Here is a 19700-nt window from a genome sequence, read left to right on the forward strand (position 1 = left end):
CCAGCGTGGGGGCGTCGTTGTTCCGTGTGCCCTGATTCTGGTCTCTGACGAGGACAACCATGAATCAGATGTTGCAAGACGCGCCTACTGATACGCCCACCGACACCATCACCGTAGGAACGTCGCCGCCGGCGGATACGCCGGTCGCGTCACCGCCCGACGAGTCGCCACCGGCACCGTCGCATCCGCGCTTCAGCAAGCCGCAGCGCGTCGCCTTCGTGCAGTCAGCCTGGCATCGCGACGTCGTCGCCGAATGCCGTCTCGCCTTCCTCGACGAGATCGAGGCGCGCCACATCCCGCGCGATCGGGTCGACATCTTCGAGGTGCCAGGCTCGTTCGAGATCCCGCTGCATGCGCAGCTCCTGGCCAAGACGCGGCGCTACACCGCCATCGTTGCGGCCGGCCTCGTTGTCGACGGCGGCATCTACCGCCACGAGTTCGTCGCCGACACCGTGATCAAGGCGCTGATGGACGTGCAATTGCGCACCGAGGTGCCGGTGTTCTCCGCGGTGCTGACGCCGCAGCAATTCCACGAGACGCAGGCGCATTTCGAGTTCTTCCGCAAGCATTTTGCTACCAAGGGCATCGAGGTGGCGACCGCCTGCGCCGAGACGCTGCTGAGCCTGGAGCGGCTGCGGGGGCAGGTGGCCGCGGGGATCATCTGAGGCGGTGATGTCGTGTGGCTGGCTTCAGGCTAGCCACACACCCGCTATCGAAACGCCGGGATCGAGATCTCACGGCAACGGCAGTGAACTCCCCTCCCCCTTGCGGGGAGGGGTTGGGGGTGGGGGTCTCCGGGCGCCGAACTTCGTCTTGTGCATCTTCTGCTTTACCGAACAAGACGAATGCGATGGCGTGTGTCATCGCCGTCATCCTCTCGAATGCGAGTGATCATCATCGAGAGCACGACTCGTGGACCCCCCCCACCCCCGACCCCTCCCCGCGAGGGGGAGGGGGGCTTACCGTCTCGCGGCTCGAGCTCGAATTCAGCCTCTTGCTCCGCGCCGATCAGTCATCGTGTCGTCTGCCCCACCCCAGCGACACCACGCCCCCTCACGCTCCCCGCCTTGTGTTGTCAATTTCCTCGCCACCCCTGTAAAATCCCTCCTGGGAGGAGGCTTGCCCGTGGCGACGGGCGGCCGACAAGGATGATCGAAGGATACGATCCTTATCTCGTCGCGCTCTCGGTCGTGATCGCGAGCCTGGGTGGCTATACCGGTTTCAGTCTCACCGCGCGCATCCGCAGCGGTCCGGGAGAGAATGCGCGCGTGCTGCTGTCCGGCGCCGCCGGCATTCTGGCCGTGGGCATCTGGACCATGCACTTCGTGGGCATGATGGCGGCGCCACTGCCGGCCGATGCCGTCTATCTGGTGCTGCCGACCATCATCTCGTTCCTGATCTGCGCGCTCGTGATCGGCATCTCGCTGTTCTTCGTCAGCATCGGCGATCCCTCCCCCCGGCGCGTCGTCCCTTCCGCGCTGCTGCTCGGCGCCGGCATCGCCAGCATGCATTATGTCGGCATGCACGGCCTGTCCGGCTCATTCGGGCTGACGCATGATCCGGCGCTGGTGGCGCTGTCGGTGGCGATTGCGATCGTCGCCGCCTATGGCGGCCTGCGCATCTTCCTGGCGCGGCAGGACGGGCTACGGCTCGCCATCAGCGCGGTTGCGTTCGGCATCGCCGTGTCCGGCATGCATTACACGGCGATGCTGGGAATGCATGTCGTGCCGATGGGCGAGGGACATCATCACGCCGCAACAGGACTTGCTGCGTCGCCGCAAGCGCTCGCGATCGTCGTCGCCGTGCTGTGCTTCGTCATCGTCGCCGGATTTTTGCTGTCGCTGGTGCCGGACCCGCGCCGTCAATCGCAGCCGATGCCGGCCGTTGCCGAGGCTGCGCCGCAATTGGCACCGGAGCCGGCCGCGACGGCGGCCGAGCCGGTCGTCGAGGTCGCCGTTCCGAGCCGGGCGACGGCGGCGCCGCTGGGGGGCATCGGCCAGCCGCCGCGCGCGACCGCGGCGCGGCTGCCACTGGAGGGCGCCAACGGCACCCATTTCATCGATGCCGGGGACGTGCGCAGCGTGCGCGCCGATGCGCACTACACGCGGATCCACGACGGCACCCGGGAGCGGATGTGCCCATGGTCGATCTCCGAGGCTGAGGCGCAGCTCGATCCCGGCCGCTTCATCCGCGTGCACCGCAGCCACATCGTCGCGATCGAGCATGTGATCTACGTCGGTCGGGAAGGCGAGGGCGCGATCATCGAGCTCGATGGCCCCTCGAAGCCGCGCGTGCCGGTGAGCCGCGCCAAGGTCGCCGAGGTCAAGGCGCGGCTCGGGCTGCGGCGGCCGGCCTGAGTTCAGCGTTCGTTTCGCTGCGGCAACAGAGCGCCGCCATTCTCCCCAACGCATGCAACACCGCGCGCGCGTCTTGCGCGGCCGCTCACGCCGTCACTCGCGCGATTGGGTCGCCCTCGCTGACGCAATTCGTGCGCGACCAGCCGCATTTCGTGCGATTTCGCCGCTCTCCGTGCCGGCTTCGTTGCGCGGCCAGCGATCCCGATCGACGCTCCGCGCCAATCCGCGATGCGTCCGCGTTCGCACTTCGCTCTCGCAGCACGAACGCCCGCCGCAACAACGCGACGGCCTTGCCGATAAAGCAGGCCAGCACAGGAGAGGAAACGTCATGATTCCTGGCCCGTTCGACTATCACCTGCCGGCGAGCGTCAGCGATGCGATCAAGCTGCTCGCCGACCTCGGTGATGACGCGCGACCGCTCGCCGGCGGCCACAGCCTGCTGCCGATGATGAAGCTGCGACTGGCGACCCCGGCGCATCTGATCGATCTGCACGGCATCGCCGGGCTCAAGGGCATCCGCCGCGATGGCGACCGCATCGTCATCGGCGCGATGACCACGCAGGCCGAGCTGCTGGCGTCTGCCGACATCGGTGAGGCGCTGCCGATCCTGCACGAGACCGCGCTCTTGATCGCCGATCCGCAGGTGCGCTACCGCGGCACGCTCGGCGGCAATGTCGCCAATGGCGACCCCGGCAACGACATGCCGGCCTTGATGCTGGCGCTGGACGCCTCCTATCGGCTCGAAGGGCCGAACGGCGTTCGCGAGATCGCGGCGCGCGAGTTCTACCAGGGCGCTTATTTCACCGCGCTCGAGCCCGGCGAGATCCTGACTGGCATCAGCATCCCGCTTCCGGCTGCGGGGCACGGCTACGCCTATGAGAAGCTGAAGCGCAAGGTCGGCGACTATGCGACGGCCGCAGCCGCCGTGGTGCTGACGATGGCTGGCGGCAAGGTGGCGACGTGCGTGATCGCACTGACCAATCTGCACGAGACGCCGTTGCTGGCGACCGACGCGGCGACTGCAGTGATCGGCACCACGCTCGACGATGCCGCGCTGAAGGCGGCGGCGAGCGCCGCGCGCGCGATCATGCAGCCGGCCTCCGACGCGCGGGGACCTGCCGAGTACCGCACGCATGTCGGCGGCATCATGGTGATGCGCGCGCTGCAGCGCGCTGCGAGGCGGGCAACCTGAACGCACATCGCCACTCGGCGAACTCTCTCTTCTCCCTCCCCCCTTGTGGGGGAGGGCCGGGGAGGGGGGGTAGCCCTAAGCGACACTGCCGCTGAGGACCCCCACCCCCGACCCCTCCCCGCATGGGGGAGGGGAGCGCACTGACACTGCGGCTCAAGTGGTGCCCAAGCTTTGCGATTTCCCAGGGAGCAACGAATGCCCAAAACCCATATCACGATGAAGGTGAACGGCAGCGAGGTCGAAGGCCTCGCCGAGCCGCGCACGCTGCTGGTTCATTTCCTGCGCGAGCAGGCGCAGCTCACCGGCACCCATATCGGCTGCGAGACCAGCCATTGCGGCGCCTGCACCATCGACATCGACGGCATGAGCGTGAAGAGCTGCACCATGCTCGCGGTGCAGGCCAACGGCTCCGAGATCACCACGATCGAAGGCATGGCCAACGCCGACGGATCGCTGTCGGCGCTGCAGGAAGGCTTTCGCATGATGCATGGCCTGCAATGCGGCTTCTGCACGCCGGGCATGATTCTCCGCGCGCATCGGCTGCTCAAGGAAAATCCGTCGCCGACCGAGACCGAGATCCGCGCCGGCATCTCCGGAAACATCTGCCGCTGCACCGGCTATCAGAACATCGTCAAGGCGATCCAATACGCCGCCGCCAAGATCAACGGCGTTGAATTCCAGGAGGCCGCGGAATGAACGACATGACTCCCACGCGGGAACAACGCGAAGCCGCGCTCGAAGGCATGGGCTGCCGGCGCAAGCGCGTCGAGGACATCCGCTTTACCCAAGGCAAGGGCAACTACGTCGATGACGTCAAGCTACCGGGCATGCTGCACGGCGACTTCGTGCGCTCGCCGCATGCGCATGCGCGGGTGAAGGCGATCCACACCGAGGAGGCGCTGAAGGTGCCCGGCGTGCTCGCGGTCATCACTGCCGAGACCTTGAAGACCGTCAACCTCGCCTGGATGCCGACCCTCGCTGGCGACGTGCAGATGGTGCTCGCCGACGGCAAGGTGTTGTTCCAGAACCAGGAGGTCGCCTTCGTCGTCGCCACCGACCGCTACGCCGCCGATGACGGCGTCAACAAGGTCGTGGTCGATTACGAGCCGCTGCCGGTGCTGGTCGATCCGTTCAAGGCGATGGATTCAGATGCGCCCGTGCTGCGCGAGGACCTCGTCGGCAAGACCTCGGGCGCGCACGGCCTGCGCAAGCACCACAACCACATCTTCGAGTGGAGCGTCGGCGACAAGGAGCTCACCGACGCCGCGTTCAAGAAGGCCGACGTCACGATCAAGGAGATGATCTCCTATCACCGCACCCATCCATCGCCGCTGGAGACCTGCCAGTGCGTCTGCTCGTTCGACAAGATCAAGGGCGAGCTGACGATCTGGGGCACCTTCCAGGCGCCGCATGTCATCCGCACGGTGGTATCGCTGATCGCAAAACTGCCGGAACAGAAGATCCACGTCATCGCGCCCGACATCGGCGGCGGCTTCGGCAACAAGGTCGGCGCCTATCCTGGCTACATCTGCGCCGCGGTGGCCTCCATCGTCACCGGCAAGCCGGTCAAATGGGTCGAGGACCGCATCGAGAACCTGACCGCGACCGCGTTCGCGCGCGACTACCACATGACCACCGAGATCGCGGCGACCAAGGATGGCAAGGTCACCGGCCTGCGCGTCCACGTGCTGGCCGACCATGGCGGCTTCGATGCCTGCGCCGATCCGTCGAAATGGCCGGCCGGCTTCTTCAACATCGTCACCGGCTCCTATGACTTCCCGGTCGCGCATTGCGTCGTCGACGGCGTCTACACCAACAAGGCGCCGGGCGGCGTCGCCTATCGCTGCTCGTTCCGCGTCACCGAGGCGGCCTATTGCATCGAGCGCGCGATGGACATTCTGGCGCAGAAACTCGGCATGGATCCGGCCGAGCTGCGCCTGAAGAACTTCGTCAGGCCGGAGCAGTTTCCTTATCACTCGGCGCTCGGTTGGGAATATGACTCCGGCGACTACCACACCGCCATGCGCAAGATGATGGAGGCCGTGGACTACGCGGCCTTGCGCAAGGAGCAGGCCGAGAAGCGCGCCGCCTTCCAGCTCGGCGAGACCCGCGAGATCATGGGCATCGGCGTCTCCTTCTTCACCGAGATCGTCGGCGCCGGTCCGTCGAAGAACTGCGACATCCTGGGCATCGCGATGTTCGATTCCTGCGAGATCCGGCTGCATCCGACCGGCGCCGGTATCGCGCGGATGGGCACCAAGAGCCAGGGCCAGGGGCACGAGACCACCTGGGCCCAGATCATCGCCAGCGAGATCGGCATTCCCGCCGACAACATCATGGTCGAGGAGGGCAACACCGACACGGCGCCCTATGGTCTCGGCACCTACGGCTCGCGCTCGACGCCCGTCGCAGGGGCAGCCATCGCCATGGCCGCACGCAAGATCAAGGCCAAGGCGCAGATGATCGCGGCCTACAAGCTCGAGGTCCACGAGGACGATCTCGAATGGGACATCGACGGCTTCCGCGTCAAGGGCCTGCCGGAGAAGGTGATGTCGATGAAGGACATCTGCTGGGCGGCCTACAACTCCGTGCCGCCGGGCATGGAGCCGGGGCTGGAGGCGGTGAGCTACTACGATCCACCCAACATGACCTATCCGTTCGGCGCCTATCTCTGCGTAATGGACATCGACGTCGACACCGGCGTGTACAAGGTCCGGCGCTTCTATGCGCTCGATGATTGCGGCACCCGCATCAATCCGATGATCATCGAGGGCCAGATTCATGGCGGCCTCACCGAAGCCTTCGCGATCGCGATGGGCCAGGAGATCCGCTACGATTCCGAGGGCAATGTCGTGACCGGCTCGTTCATGGACTTCTTCATGCCGACCGCGGTCGAGACGCCGCATTGGGAGACCGACTTCACGGTGACGCCCTCGCCGCATCACCCGATCGGCGCCAAGGGCGTCGGCGAAAGCCCCAATGTCGGCGGCGTGCCGGCGTTCTCCAACGCGGTCAATGACGCGTTCTCGTTCTTAGGCTCGACGCACATCCAGATGCCGCATGACTATTGGCGCAACTGGCAGGCCGCGAAGAACCTGGGTGTATTGGGGTCGTAATATTGAAGGCGTTGGCGTTCGCCGCGCGCGCGCGTTCCCTCCCCCCTTGTGGGGGAGGGCTAGGGAGGGGGGTACCCCACGGGCAGTGTGCGTGGAGACCCCCACCCCCAACCCCTCCCCACAAGGGGGAGGGGAGTTCACCTCCGATGACGCAGCAGTCGAACTTGACATGAAGACCCGCGACGACATCGCGCAATCGCTCTCCGCCTGCGGCTACATCGCCGATGGCGAGCTTGCGACGGCGCTCTCACTGATGCACCTCCTCAAGCGGCCGCTGCTACTGGAAGGCGAGGCCGGGGTCGGCAAGACCGAGGTCGCCAAGGCGCTCGCCTGCGTGCACGGCACCGAGCTGATCCGGCTGCAATGCTATGAGGGTCTTGACCAGAGCTCCGCGCTGTACGAGTGGAACTACCAGCGCCAGCTGCTTGCGATCGAGGCGCATCGCGGCCAGCCGGATACCATCGAGGACCAGATCTTCTCCGAGAAGTATCTGCTGGAGCGGCCACTGCTGGCGGCGATCCGCCGCGCCACGCCGCCGGTGCTGCTGATCGACGAGATCGACCGCGCCGACGACGAATTCGAGGCGTTCCTGCTGGAGCTCCTGTCGGACTTCCAGATATCGATTCCCGAGCTCGGCACCATCAAAGCCATCAGCATCCCGCACGTGGTGCTGACCTCGAACGGCACCCGCGAGCTGTCGGACGCGCTGCGCCGGCGGTGTCTGTATCACTACGTCGACTATCCCGACGTCGATCGCGAGGCCCGCATCATCCTGGCGCGGATCGATGGCGCGTCGGCGTCGCTTGCGCTGCAGATCGCGCGCCTGGTCGAGGGCCTGCGAAAAGAAGAGCTGCGCAAGGTGCCGGGTGTGGCCGAGACGCTGGACTGGGCAGCCGCACTGGTCGGGCTCGATGTGCGCGACCTCGATGACCAGCCGGAGGTGGTGCATGACACCTTGATGTGTCTGCTCAAGACGCATGAGGACCGCTCCCGCATCAACCGCGAGGTCGCCGCGCGATTGTTGGGGAAGGTCGCATGAGCTGCTGTGGCGCCACGCCTGATCATGAGGACATGGACGCGGTGGCGCGGCTGGTCGCGGGACGCCTCAGCGCATTTCTCAAGACGCTGCGCGACAACGGCTTTGCGGTCGGCCTGTCGGAGGGGCAGGATGCGGCAGCCGTGATGACCGCAGGCTATGCCGACAGGCCCGGCCTGTTGCGCTCCGCCTTCAAGCACCTGTTTTCGGCGCGCAAGAGCGAGTGGGATCGCTTCGACGGCCTGTTCGACGCGTTCTGGCTCGGCAAGCGCGTGCGCTCGCGCGTTCTGACGGCAGGGTCGCCGCAATCGGCGAACAGCCCGTCCCTGAAGAGTCTGCAGGATGCGAATGCTGCTCGGCAGGGGCATCACGGCGCGACCGATCAGATTCCCTCTGACGAAACCCCACGCGAGGCGGCCGGCGAGGGCGTCCGTGAAGGTGCATCGCGCGTGGAGTCCATCAGCGATACCGACTTCCGCAAGCTCGCAGATCCCGACCAGGTCGCGCTGGCGCATGAGGCGGCGGCGCGTCTCGCCAAGGCGATGCAGACGCGCCTGACCCGCCGCGATCAGCTCCGGCGCAAGGGCGAGCGGCTCGACCTGCGCCGCACCATCCACCGCAACATCAGCCATGGCGGCGTGCCGATCGCGCTGGTGCATCGCCGCCGCAAGCCCAAGCCGCTCCGGCTGGTGGTGCTGCTCGACGCCTCCGGCTCGATGAGCCCCTATACGTCGGTGTTTGTTCGCTTCATCCACGGCGTGCTCGACGCCTTCCGCGAGGCCGAAGCGTTCCTGTTTCACACCCGGCTGGCTCACGTCTCAGATGCGATGAAGGAGAGGGATGCCGCGCGGGCGCTGGATCGGCTGTCGATGATGGCGCAGGGCGCCGGCGGCGGCACCAGGATCGGCGAAAGCCTAGCGACCTTCAACCGCTGGCACGCGCCGCGCGTCATCCATTCGCGCACCTGCGTGATGATCGTCTCCGACGGCTACGACACCGGTGATCCAGCCTTGCTCGGCCGCGAGATGGCGCAACTGCGACGCCGTTGCCGCCGTATCGTCTGGCTCAATCCGATGCTCGGCTGGCACGGCTACGCGCCGGAAGCCCGCGGCATCAAGGCGGCGCTGCCGCATGTCGATCTCTACGCGCCCGCGCATACGCTGGGCTCGCTCGCGGCGCTCGAGCCGTATCTGGCGAGGTTGTGAGATGACGAGGGTGAGCCGCTCTGAAGTGTTGTTGACGCAGACTGTCTCGGCATCGGCGGTCGGCTCCCTTCCCCCTTGTGGGGGAGGGCTGGGGAGGGGGGTACCCCGAGTTCGGTGCAAGACGCCCCCCTCCCTAACCCTCCCCTACGAGGGGGGAGGGAACAGACCTTCAGTGCTGCTGCAGATTGCCTCGAACGTGCGTCAGAGGAGGCACCCATGACCACCTCCTCCGAACTGCTCGATCTCGCCGCCCAATTGAAAGCTGCCGACGAAAGCTTCGTGCTCGCCACCGTCGTGCGCACGGTGTCGGTGACCGCGGCAAAGGCCGGTGCCAAGGCGATCATCCGACCGGATGGCGCCATCGTCGCGGGCTGGATCGGCGGCGGCTGCGCCCGTGGCGCGGTGCTGAAAGCCGCGCGCGAGGCGCTCGCCGACGGTGTCCCGCGCATGGTCTCGGTGCAGCCGGACGACCTGCTCGCTGAGCTCGGCGTCAAGCCGGGCGAGATGAAAGAGGGCGTGCGCTTCGCCGCCAACATGTGTCCGAGCAAGGGCACGATGGACATCTTCGTCGAGCCGGTGCTGCCGTATCCCGCGCTGGTGATCTTAGGCGCGAGCCCGGTGGCGCTGTCGCTCGCCGCGCAGGCGCGGCCGCTCGGCTATCACGTGACACTGGCGGCGCCGGCGTCCGATCTCGTCACGACACCGGAGGCCGATGTGCTGATCGATGGCTTCGCGCTGGATCAACCGGCCGGGAGCAGCCGCTTCGTCGTGGTGTCGACGCAAGGCAAGGGCGACGAGGCGGCCTTGCGCGCCGCACTCGCCTGCGATGCGGCCTACCACGCCTTCGTCGGCAGCCGCCGCAAGATGGACAGCCTGCGCGACAAGCTGATCAAGGACGGCATCGACGCCGCGCTGCTCGACAACGTCAAGGCACCGGCGGGCCTCGATCTCGGCGCCATCACGCCGGAGGAGATCGCGATGTCGATTCTGGCCGAGATCACGCTGGAGCGGCGTCGCGGCCAGCGCGGCTGAGATCGAATAGACGGGTCACCCGCCAGAACCCTGCATCCGTCGATGGAGATTGGATGCCGGCCAATCCTTTTCGGGTTTGCTTGCGAAGAAGAGCTTAATCACCTTCGCCTCGTCCGCGCTAATCTTTCCAGACGAAACGCTCTGCTCAAGATGCTCTTCGGCCCTGTCTTGTTTATCCCGATCGGTCATCTAGGGCCTCTCGCTCGTTTCTTGGAGAACAACAACCAGCTTGTCTTGTTCCTCACCAGCGGACAGGAACTCTTTGTCGATCACAAGGAACGTGCATCCGGTGGGAAGGAGAGCTTCCTCTTCGTGGAAGTTGGGCGAAAGCCACCAGATTGACCTCGCACTTAACGCCCGAATGATGAACAAAACGTTTCCACCGAAAGCGCCAGTCTCGGAAAAGGACGCGCTGGTGAATGCAGGAAAATGCACCGGCCGATCGAGCGGGTATTGTTCACTGAACGCATTCAGATCCGGGGCGCTATAACCACGGTACACGGTCCCAGGCTTGCCCCTGATTGGAATAATCTTGCTCAGGCCCCTGTTCAAAACAGCAGCAAACGCCAGTACGTCCGGGGCCGGATTGCCCGACCAAAGCTGCTCATTGATGTAGCTGTGCCAGCCGTTAGCTGTCGAATAGACATAAAATGCCAGGGCTTCGGTATTCGTGATTTTTTCGTGAAATAGGGAGTCAAGTTGCGCGGCTGTGCAGATTTTGCGCAAACATCTCGCCGCCTCGTCGTTCCCGATCAGCCGGCAAAGCAAATTGAAAAATTCATGTCCATCCATGTTGCTGGCGATTGGTTACGACAATGAACGCAAGTTAAGAAATCTCCTGTAGTAGAGTCGGATATGTAGCACATCCTTTGATGTATATGAAGCATTCAGGAGAAGTGTGTTCGCCGCCCGCTCAGTGTTTGAGCGGCAGATCAAACGTCACCTTCAATCCATCCGGCGCGAAGTCGCGCGTGACCTCGCCCTTCAGCGCGGCGCCGAGAATGCGCTCGAACAGCAGCGAACCGAAGCCGTTGCGTGCGGGCGGGGAGACATCCGGCCCGCCGTTCTCCTGCCAGAACAGCTTGAGCCGTCCGTCGGCATGGGTCCAGCCCAGCGTCACGCGACCCGCATCGTTCGACAGCGCGCCATACTTCACCGCATTGGTGACGAGCTCGTGCAGGCCCATCGACAGATACAGCGCGATGCCCGGCGCGAGCTGCAGGGCGGGGCCGTCGACGGCGATCCGGTCGGACTGCAACGGCGCCAGCTCGGCGCACACCAGCTCATTGAGCGCGATCGCTTCGCGGCCGCGATCCAGCGCCAGCGCGTGGCTGCGCGTCAGCGCCGCGATGCGGCCGCGCAGCACCTCGCCGAACTCGGCCAGCGCCGAATCGGCGCGGATGCTCAGCGCGATGACGCTGTCGACCAGCGCCAGCGTGTTCTTGACGCGGTGATTGAGCTCGTGGACCAGCACGCGATGGTGCTGCTCGACCGTGCGCCGCCGCGCATTCTCGGTGCGCAGTGCGATTTCGTCCATCACGATCTCGCTGAGCTCGGTGAGCTGGGCGATGTCGTCGTCGCTCCACGGCCGCGGCTCGTGATCGATGGCGCAGAGCGCGCCGATCACCTCGCCGCTCGGCAGCCGCAGGGGAACGCCGAGATAGGCGATCACGCCGAGAACCGGCACCGCGAGATTGTCCTTCACCAGCGGATGCTCGTTGGCGTCGCTGATCACCAGCGGCTGCGCCGAGGTCACGACGTGCTGGCAGAAGGAGTGGCTGAGCGGCGTCTCGCGCAGCGACGCCCATGGCTCGCACAGGCCGACCGAGCTCTTGAAGAACTGCCGGTCGCGATCGACCAGCGCGATGATCGCCGCCGGGGCCTGCAGCAGCCGCGTGGTCAGGCGGGTGACGCGATCGAAGCCCGGCTCCGGCGGCGAGTCGAGCAGCTCGGTTTGCAACAGGGAAGTCAATCGGTCTGGCGCGGAGGCGTCGCGATCGGACGTCATGCAGCTTTCGTCGGTCGGGCGTTCAGCCGGTGACAGGTTGCAAGACGGACCGGACGGAGCGCAAATCCGGAGCCGGTCGATCGTGCGGCGCAGTGGTATTCGGCTGGAACGAAGCCGGCGCAGAGACGAGATGAAGCCATCAACGCGGCCATCGCCGCGCTTCAGGGGCGGGGCGAATCCCGGTTCCACGCAGGTAACCAAGTGGTAGACTATGGCCTGACCAAGGCAAGTTCAGCATTCCGCCGCAGGTTCTCTTTGGTATGCATTATACCCGTCAGCCCCCCTTGACCGCACCCGCCGTCAGGCCGGCCACGATCTGCCGCTGTGCGAACACGGTCAGCAGCAGCACCGGCAGGGTCACGATCAGCGCCGCCGCCGCGAGCGGCCCCCACGAGAGCTGATCGAACGAGATCATGTTGTAGACCGCGACCGGCAAGGTGCGGGTCTCGCGTCCGGCCAGCACGATGCCGAACACGAAATTATTCCAGGAGAAGATCACCGCGAGGATGAAGGCGACCGCGAGGCCGGGCTTCGCCACCGGCAATGCCACGTGGCGGAAAACCTGCCAGCGCGTTGCGCCGTCGATGCGCGCGGCCTCCTCGAGCTCGATGGGCGTGGTCTCGAAATAGCCGATCATGATCCAGATCACGATCGGCACGGTGACGACGAGATGGATGATGATCTGCGGCCACAGCGTGCCGAGCAGGCCGAGCCACTGAAACAAGAGGAACAGCGGGATGAGGTACGACAGGCCGGGCGTGATGCGCGCGATCAGGATCACGATCGCCGATTTATGCGCGGCCATCCGTGCGATGCCGTAGCCGGCGGGCACGCCGACCAGCATGGCGAGAAAAGTCGCGCCGCCGGTCACCAGCAGGCTGTTCTTGAAATAGGTGAAGAAGCGGTTGGACGACAGCACGTCGGCATAGTTCTTCCAGGCGAAATGCTCCGGCCAGAACACCGGCGGATACGCGGCGTTGTCGACCTCGAACTTCACCGACAGCGAGATCATCCAGAGGAAGAACAGGATCGCCGGGGAGACGATGAGGAAGACGCCGAGCGCGAGGCCGAGCCGGCCGAGGATGGTCTGCGCGCTCATGCGTCGCCCCCCAGCGCATTCCACTGTGCGCGCCGGCGCAGCACCAGCAAGAGCGCAGTCAGCGCGATGATCAGCGCGAAGAACACCACCGCGATCGCCGAGGCATAGCCGAGGTCGTAATAGACGAAGGCGACGCTGTAGAGATAGAGGTTGATGGTCTCCGACGCCGAGCCCGGCCCGCCCTGGGTGATCGCGAAGATGATGTCGAAGCTCTTGATGGCGTCGATGGCGCGGATCATCGCGGCGATGAACAGGAACGGCATGATCAGCGGCAAGGTGATGTAGCGGAACATCTGCCAGGTCGAGGCACCGTCGATCTGCGCGCTCTCATAGGGCTCGGTCGGCAGCGAGGCGATGCCGCCGAGCACGATCAGCATGACCAGCGGCGTCCACTGCCAGGTCTCGACCAGCACCAGCGAGGGGATCACCGTGCCCGGATGAAACACCCAGAGCTGTGGCGGCAGGCCCACCAGCGACAAAAGATAGTTCAGGATGCCGAGCTGCGGGTGGAACATCATCGTCCACACCAGCGCGATCGCCACCGGCGTCGCCATCATCGGCATGATGAACAGCGCGCGCAGCAGCCCCCGGCCCGGGAAGCGCGCATGGAAGATCACCGCCGCGAAGGTGCCGAGCACCAGCGGCAGCAGCACCGATAGAGCCGTGTAGGACAGCGTGTGCCCGACCGACTCGACGAAGCGCGGGTCGGCCGGCAGCCGCAGGTAGTTCGACAGCCCGACGAAGGTCGTGGGTGAGCCGACCTTCCACTCCTGGAAGCTCATCCAGATCGTGAACAGCCAGGGAAAGATGATCACCGCGAGCACGGTGACCAGCGCCGGCACCACGAACGGCCAGTACGACGGCGGCCGCAACGCACGTTCCGGCGCAGCGGCGTCCGCTGCCGCGCCGGCCTGTTCGACGATCGTGCTCACGCTTTCTCGCTGCGCTCCAGGATCGGGCGGAACTGCTCGTGCGCCTTCTTCAGCTCGGTCGCGGGATCGGCGCCCGACAGGGTGGCGGTCAACGCAGCGCCGACGAGGTCGCGGAATTCGGCGACCGGGATGATCACGGGCAGGCCGAGCTTAGAGATCTTGCCGGAGTCGATCGCCGACTGCAGCCACTCCTTCGGCATCTTCACGCCGCCCTGGACTCCGGGATCGTTGAGCACCGAGTTGCGGAACGGTACGCCGCCGCCGGCTTGCACCAGGCGGGCGCCTTGCGGCTTCGACACAAGCCACTGGCACAGCAGCCAGGCGGCTTCCTTGTTCTTGCTCGCAGCCGCAATGCCGATGCCGTCGCCATAGGTCGCCGAGTACTGTCCCTTCGGTCCGGCGGGCACCACGGTGTAGCCGACCTTGCCGACCACGCGCGAGGCATTGGCGTCCTCCAGCGGCGGCGCCCAGCCGACGCCGTCGATCCACATCGCCGAGCGGCCTTGCGTGAACGAGGCCATCGACTCCATCCAGTTGAAGCCGGCCACGCCGGGCGGCGCGCAGGTGGTCAGCAGCTTCTGATACAGCTTGGTGGCCTCGATCGCTTCGGGGCCGTCGGTCAGGATGTTGCCCTTGGCGTCGAGGAACTCGCCGCCGTAGTTGAGAAAGAAGTTCGTCCACAGGGTCATGTTGGCGTTGCGCAGGCCGCGGCCGACGAAGCCGAACGTGCCGTCCTTGGCATCGGTCAGCTTCTGCGCCGCCGTGACCATCTCGTCGAGCGTCTTCGGCACTTCGACGCCCTTCTTCGCGAACAGCTCCTTGTTGTAGTAGAGGATGAAGTAGTCCACCGACCATGGCAGCGAGAACATCCGGCCCTTGTCGTTGCTGGCGTAAGTCAGCCCGGCGGCGGAGAAATCGCTCTGCACGAGGTCCGGCGCCGTGAGGTTCGGATCCTTCATGAAGTCGGTGATGTCGGCGAGCCAGCCGGCCTTCTCGAACTGCCGCTTCTGCACGTGATAGCTGAGATGGACGACGTCGAAGCTCGGCTTGCCCGACGACAGTTCGATCACGACCTTCTGTCGCTGCTGCTGCTCCGGGATCTGCTCGGATTCCACCTCGATGCCGGTCAGCGCGGTGAATTCCTTGATGTTCTTCTGCAGATTGTCGCCGCGCGGCCCCTTGGCGAGGATCACCTCGAGCTTGGTACCGGCATATTTCTTCCACTGCGGCTCAGACCAGGCCGGCTGGCCGGTGAGCGCCAGCGCGCCTGCTGCTGCCGTGCCCGCAAGCATGTTGCGACGCGTGATCGCGGTCATTGGTATCCTCCCGGAAGACTTCTTGTTTGGTCGTGAAGTGTAGCGCGATCCAGCGGCGCTGCAACAGCATGGTGCCCGTTCGACTGGGGATGCGACGACCGCGCGTGGTGCGATGCGGCAATCCGTTATGCGCCCGATGCGGCTGTGAAATCCGCCCGCTCCAGCAGCCACGACAGTGCAAAGCCAGCGACGAGCCCCCAGAACGCCGCGCCGATGTTGAGCAGCGGCACGTCGGCGACGGTGACGAGGAAGGCGATCAGGGCGCCGAGGGAGAAGTTCGTTCTGAACGCGGTCACGAACGCCGTCTGCAGCACGCGCAGCATGGCGAGGCCCGCCAGCGCGGTGATCAATGATTTCGGCGCGATCAGCAGCAGCGTGGTGAAGGTCGGCGCCAGCAGGCCGAAGCCGAGCGCCAGCACGCCCACGACCATCGCCGCGGTATAGTGACGTTTGCGCTCGCCGCCGGAGACGACGATGGCGTTGGTCGGCCCGGTCAGGCAGGTCGAGACGCCGCCCACCATCGCGGCGAGCGCCGAGCCGATGCCGCAGGCCACGGTGACGAGATTGACCGGGGGCGTGTGGCCGGCCGCGGTCAGCACCGCAAAGCCTTGGCCGTTCTGCACCACCAGCACGGTGACCGCGAGCGGCACGATCAGCTCGATCATCGCCGCCAGCGACCAGGACGGCGTCTGGATCACGGGCCGGATCAGCGCGATCTGCAGCGACGCGCTCTGGTCGTATTTGCCGAACAGGATGGCTGCGAGCGTGCCAATGACGAGCGCGCCGATGATCGGCGGGCAGCGCCGGCCCAGCGCAGGGAGCGCGGTCAACAGCAGCCAGAGCACGACCATCGGCCCGGCGATGGCGAAGTCGGCGAACACGGCGCGGACGAGATCGAGGCCGAAGCGCAGGAATACGCCGGCGACCATGCCCATCACGATCGGCATCGGCACCAGTTGCATCGCGCGCTTGACCCAGCCGGTGAGCCCGAGCACCAGCATCAACAGCGCGGTGCCGTAGAACGCGCCGACCACCTGCGGAAAGCTGAGATGCGTCAGCGACTGGCCGACCAGGACGGTGCCCGGAATGGTCCAGAACAGCACCAACGGCTCGCGATAGCGCCACGACAGCAACAGCGTGATCAGCCCGTTGATGAAGAACACGCCGAAGATCCACGACGCGATCTCCGCCTGCGACAGCCCGCCATTGGCGCCGACCGACAGGATGATGGCGACCGGTCCGGTGATCGCGAACAGCCAGCCGATGAAGCCGTGTGACACATAGAGTGGGCCCAAATCGCTGGTGATCTGGCCGAGGCTGGGCGGCGGTCCGGCGGGGCGTTCGATGGCGTTGAGCATGGAGGGCAGGGCTCGGGCGGGGCTCTTGTTGTTGTCCTTGGTGTCTTGGGGGATGTTGGCCGAAGCGGACGGGGCGTGCAAGGCGTAGGGCTGATTGGCGGATTACGCTGCGCTAGTCCGCTGTGCGGGTTTGAGCGTAGGGCGGAATAGGCGAAGCCGTAATCCGCCGCAGATCTTGAACTCATACATCCGCTGAGAGTAGGCTTACGTTGATCGTCTCGACTCGAGACTCAATCGATGCCCAACTATCGACGCGCATTCGTTCCGGGCGGGTGTTGGTTCTTCACGGTGAATTTGCTCGATCGGCGTCAGACTTTGCTGATCGATCACGTCGACCTACTGCGCTCCGCGGTCGCTGCCGCGAAACGACGATTTCCTTTCGAGATCGATGCCTTCGTCGTCATGCCGGATCATCTTCATGCGATCTGGACCTTGCCGCCCGATGACGCCGACTTCTCGATGCGCTGGCGTCTGATCAAGAGCCGCTTCGCGCGGGCGCTTCCAAGGACAGAGAATCTCAGCCCCACTCGTGTCGCGCGGCAGGAACGCGGGATCTGGCAGCGTCGGTTCTGGGAGCACCTGATCCGTGATGAAGACGACTATTCGCGTCACGTAGAGTATTTTTACATCAATCCGGTGAAGCATCGCCTCGTGAGTCGTGTGGCGGACTGGCAGCATTCTTCGTTTCATCGGGATGTGCAGGCAGGAGTGTTTCCCGCAGACTGGGCCGGTGATGTCGCTGTGAGCGGAACGTTCGGGGAGCGTTAAGCCGTTCAAGTTGTCTTCGTGCCGAGGGGGGGGCGGATTACACTTTGCTAATCCGCCCTACGGGTCCTCTCTCTATCGAGGGTGATGAGATCGCAAAGCTCGGACGCGAAACGCGCCGCGAGATTGCGGAGGTGTATCCGCAGATGCCGTTCGAAATCATCAGCTGAAGTATGCCACGAGCGTCGGCGCGAGGGCGCCTCGCGATCACGGAGTGTGGGGCACGACGCCCACCTTCCCCTGGAGGGGGGAGGGTCGCTCGCGCGCGAAGCGGGCGAGCGGGGTGGGGTGAAGCCACGGATACCAGTGCTCGTGGAGAGATCACCCCGCCCCGCCTCACGTTTCGCTTCGCTCCTCGTGAGGCGACCCTCCCCCTCCAGGGGAGGGTGGACGACAGCGAGACGCTTGCATGCGAGGAAGCAGGAAGGCGCGAAGAAGACGATGCGGGATGCTATTAGAACCAGCCTCAGTCGAACAGGCTCGACACCGATTCTTCCGCCGCCGTGCGGCCGATCGCCTCGGCGATCAGCGGCGCGATCGCCAGCGTGCGGATGTTGGGCGCGTTGCGGACCGCTTCGGTCGGCATGATGGAGTCGGTGATGACGAGCTCCTTCAGCCGCGACGAGGTGATGCGGGTCGCGGCACCGCCGGAGAGCACGCCATGCGTGATGTAGGCGTAGACGTCCTTGGCGCCGTATTTGAGCAGCGCATCCGCCGCGTTCACCAGGGTGCCGCCGGAATCGACGATGTCGTCGATCAGGATGCAGGTGTGCCCGGAGACGTCGCCGATCACGTTCATGACCTCGGACTCGCCGGGACGCTCGCGGCGCTTGTCGACGATGGCGAGCGGCGTGTTGATGCGCTTGGCCAAGCCGCGGGCGCGCGCCACGCCGCCGACGTCCGGCGAGACGACCATGAGGCTGGAGAGATCGAAGCGATCCTTGATGTCGCGCACCATCAGCGGCGAGGCAAAAAGGTTATCGGTGGGGATGTCGAAGAAACCCTGGATCTGGCCGGCGTGCAGATCGAGCGTCATGACGCGGTCGACGCCCGCATGGGTGATCAGATTGGCGACGAGCTTGGCCGAGATCGGCGTGCGCGAGTTCGATTTGCGATCCTGCCGCGCATAGCCGAAATAGGGCACCACGGCGGTGATGCGGCGCGCGGAGGCGCGGCGCAGCGCATCGGTGATGATCAGGAGCTCCATCAGCAGGTCGTTCGCCGGATAGGACGTCGATTGAATGATGAAGACGTCGGAGCCGCGGACGTTCTCCTGGATCTCGACGAAGATCTCCATGTCGGCGAAGCGCCGGACCACCGCTTTCGTCAGCGGCAGCCCAAGTTCAGCGGCGATGCCGGCGGCGAGGGCCGGATTGGAGTTGCCGGCGACGAGTTTGATGGAGCCGTTCTTGGCCGACATCGTGAATTCTCCTCGCGTCTCGCTGGAGACCTTGTTCAGCATATCGGGCTATCCATGGAACCGGCAGTTTTGCACGGGCGAGGTGATATCAAGGACACTGCGCGCATGGCAACCCGCCGCAGGCGTTTTTCCCGGTCAAACAGGTGTTTTTCCCGGTCAAGAACGGCGCAAATTGCGCCTCTTTGCCTAATGGTCGGTGTAGCCGAGGGCCGCGACGCTGGTGCCGTCGGATCTGGGCGATGCGGGCTCGGCCGCGGCGACCGCGGGGCCGCGGGCGGCCGGCGCCGCCGGTGGCGCGCTGTCGGCCGGCGCGGTGCCGTTCAGCATGTTCGAAAGTCCGCTGAAGCCAGCCTGCGCGATTTTCCGAAGCACCATGTCGTCGACATTGTTCCACGGATCGCGGCCGCCGCGTCCGACCGGCTCTTCGCCCGACAGCCGCAGCGCGCGCTGCTGATTGCGATCGTAGACGTCGAACACCCAGGCGATCACGCCCTTGCCGCTGACGACCTGGGCGGAGAGATAGGTGCGGACACGATACGCTGCAGGGGCCTCGCGCGACACGATGGCGAGGCTGCGCAGCTTGGACTCGCTGTCGAGCACGCTGACCATGCGATCGAAGATTTGCGGCGGCGGGCCGTCGATCTGCTCGAAGGCGATCGTGGCGCTATCGGATGCAGGCGCCATCGCATAGGCGTTGGACGGACCACCGCTGCTGGTCGCGCAGCCGCCGAGCGTTGCGGCGGACGTCATCAGCAAAACGGCAACGCAGGCGTGCTGCGCAGCGCGGCTGATCCGTCGAAGTGGTGTCGGCGCTCCCCTCATCGTCGGGAGCGATATCGTTAAAATCGATTAACGTCTAGGTCG

At 65.5% G+C, this 19700-nt stretch carries 18 protein-coding genes; 9 read left to right on the plus strand and 9 right to left on the minus strand.

Going from position 1 to position 19700, the window contains the following annotated elements; all coding sequences use genetic code 11:
* Positions 1–59 precede the first annotated feature (59 nt).
* The 8 genes from QX135_RS19735 to QX135_RS19770 all read left to right on the plus strand — a co-directional run bounded on the left by QX135_RS19735 (position 60) and on the right by QX135_RS19770 (position 9938).
* Positions 60–665, plus strand: a complete 606-nt coding sequence (locus QX135_RS19735) for a 6,7-dimethyl-8-ribityllumazine synthase (RefSeq protein WP_315784044.1) — start codon at positions 60–62, stop codon at positions 663–665.
* Between the two features lie 483 nt (positions 666–1148).
* Entirely contained in the window at positions 1149–2357 is a 1209-nt protein-coding gene (locus QX135_RS19740) for an MHYT domain-containing protein (RefSeq protein ID WP_315771839.1), read from the plus strand.
* A 328-nt stretch (positions 2358–2685) separates the two neighbouring features.
* On the plus strand, positions 2686–3549 hold the full coding sequence (locus tag QX135_RS19745) for a xanthine dehydrogenase family protein subunit M (protein WP_315784049.1): 864 nt from the start codon (positions 2686–2688) through the stop codon (positions 3547–3549).
* Positions 3550–3744: 195 nt separating this feature from the next.
* Complete coding sequence (locus tag QX135_RS19750; protein ID WP_315771842.1) at positions 3745–4245, plus strand: (2Fe-2S)-binding protein; 501 nt, start codon at positions 3745–3747, stop codon at positions 4243–4245.
* Positions 4242–6665, plus strand: coding sequence for an aerobic carbon-monoxide dehydrogenase large subunit (locus tag QX135_RS19755; RefSeq protein ID WP_316179966.1), 2424 nt, complete (start codon positions 4242–4244; stop codon positions 6663–6665). Before QX135_RS19750 ends, QX135_RS19755 begins: the two co-directional genes overlap by 4 nt.
* A 169-nt stretch (positions 6666–6834) precedes the next feature.
* On the plus strand, positions 6835–7704 hold the full coding sequence (locus tag QX135_RS19760) for a MoxR family ATPase (RefSeq protein WP_316179964.1): 870 nt from the start codon (positions 6835–6837) through the stop codon (positions 7702–7704).
* The gene (locus QX135_RS19765) at positions 7701–8906 is read left to right on the plus strand and encodes a VWA domain-containing protein (protein ID WP_316179961.1); all 1206 of its coding nucleotides are present in this window, start codon (positions 7701–7703) and stop codon (positions 8904–8906) included. The genes QX135_RS19760 and QX135_RS19765 overlap by 4 nt, the downstream gene beginning before the upstream one ends.
* A gap of 216 nt (positions 8907–9122) precedes the next feature.
* Positions 9123–9938: an XdhC/CoxI family protein gene (locus QX135_RS19770; RefSeq protein ID WP_316179960.1), complete on the plus strand. Its 816-nt coding sequence runs from the start codon at positions 9123–9125 to the stop codon at positions 9936–9938.
* A gap of 15 nt (positions 9939–9953) precedes the next feature.
* Here the strand turns inward: QX135_RS19770 and QX135_RS19775 are convergent, their stop codons facing one another.
* From QX135_RS19775 to QX135_RS19805, 7 genes are all read right to left on the minus strand, one after another.
* Positions 9954–10127, minus strand: a complete 174-nt coding sequence (locus QX135_RS19775) for a hypothetical protein (protein ID WP_315796935.1) — start codon at positions 10125–10127, stop codon at positions 9954–9956.
* Positions 10128–10730, minus strand: coding sequence for an ADP-ribosyltransferase domain-containing protein (locus QX135_RS19780; protein WP_316179958.1), 603 nt, complete (start codon positions 10728–10730; stop codon positions 10128–10130).
* Between the two features lie 121 nt (positions 10731–10851).
* A complete protein-coding gene (locus QX135_RS19785) occupies positions 10852–11946 on the minus strand; it encodes an HWE histidine kinase domain-containing protein (protein WP_316179956.1) in 1095 nt (364 codons plus the stop codon).
* Between the two features lie 274 nt (positions 11947–12220).
* Positions 12221–13045: a carbohydrate ABC transporter permease gene (locus QX135_RS19790; protein WP_315733991.1), complete on the minus strand. Its 825-nt coding sequence runs from the start codon at positions 13043–13045 to the stop codon at positions 12221–12223.
* Positions 13042–13977: a sugar ABC transporter permease gene (locus tag QX135_RS19795; RefSeq protein WP_316179955.1), complete on the minus strand. Its 936-nt coding sequence runs from the start codon at positions 13975–13977 to the stop codon at positions 13042–13044. The genes QX135_RS19790 and QX135_RS19795 overlap by 4 nt, the downstream gene beginning before the upstream one ends.
* The gene (locus QX135_RS19800; protein WP_315733987.1) at positions 13974–15293 is read right to left on the minus strand and encodes a sugar ABC transporter substrate-binding protein; all 1320 of its coding nucleotides are present in this window, start codon (positions 15291–15293) and stop codon (positions 13974–13976) included. Before QX135_RS19800 ends, QX135_RS19795 begins: the two co-directional genes overlap by 4 nt.
* A gap of 125 nt (positions 15294–15418) precedes the next feature.
* Positions 15419–16651 (minus strand): benzoate/H(+) symporter BenE family transporter, encoded by a 1233-nt coding sequence (locus tag QX135_RS19805; RefSeq protein ID WP_316179952.1) that lies wholly within the window; start codon positions 16649–16651, stop codon positions 15419–15421.
* Between the two features lie 237 nt (positions 16652–16888).
* Between QX135_RS19805 and QX135_RS19810 the strand changes: the two genes are divergently transcribed.
* Positions 16889–17419: an REP-associated tyrosine transposase gene (locus tag QX135_RS19810; RefSeq protein ID WP_316179950.1), complete on the plus strand. Its 531-nt coding sequence runs from the start codon at positions 16889–16891 to the stop codon at positions 17417–17419.
* Between the two features lie 463 nt (positions 17420–17882).
* On the opposite strand, the gene QX135_RS19815 is transcribed toward QX135_RS19810, so the two are convergent.
* Positions 17883–18836 (minus strand): ribose-phosphate pyrophosphokinase, encoded by a 954-nt coding sequence (locus QX135_RS19815; RefSeq protein ID WP_315735662.1) that lies wholly within the window; start codon positions 18834–18836, stop codon positions 17883–17885.
* Positions 18837–19022: 186 nt separating this feature from the next.
* Positions 19023–19586 carry a hypothetical protein gene (locus QX135_RS19820; RefSeq protein ID WP_315733982.1) on the minus strand — a complete coding sequence of 188 codons (564 nt, stop codon included), beginning with the start codon at positions 19584–19586 and terminating at the stop codon, positions 19023–19025.
* Positions 19587–19700 lie beyond the last annotated feature (114 nt).

Origin of the sequence: Bradyrhizobium sp. SZCCHNR1098 (genome assembly GCF_032489375.1) — a bacterium.
Lineage (GTDB): Bacteria > Pseudomonadota > Alphaproteobacteria > Rhizobiales > Xanthobacteraceae > Bradyrhizobium.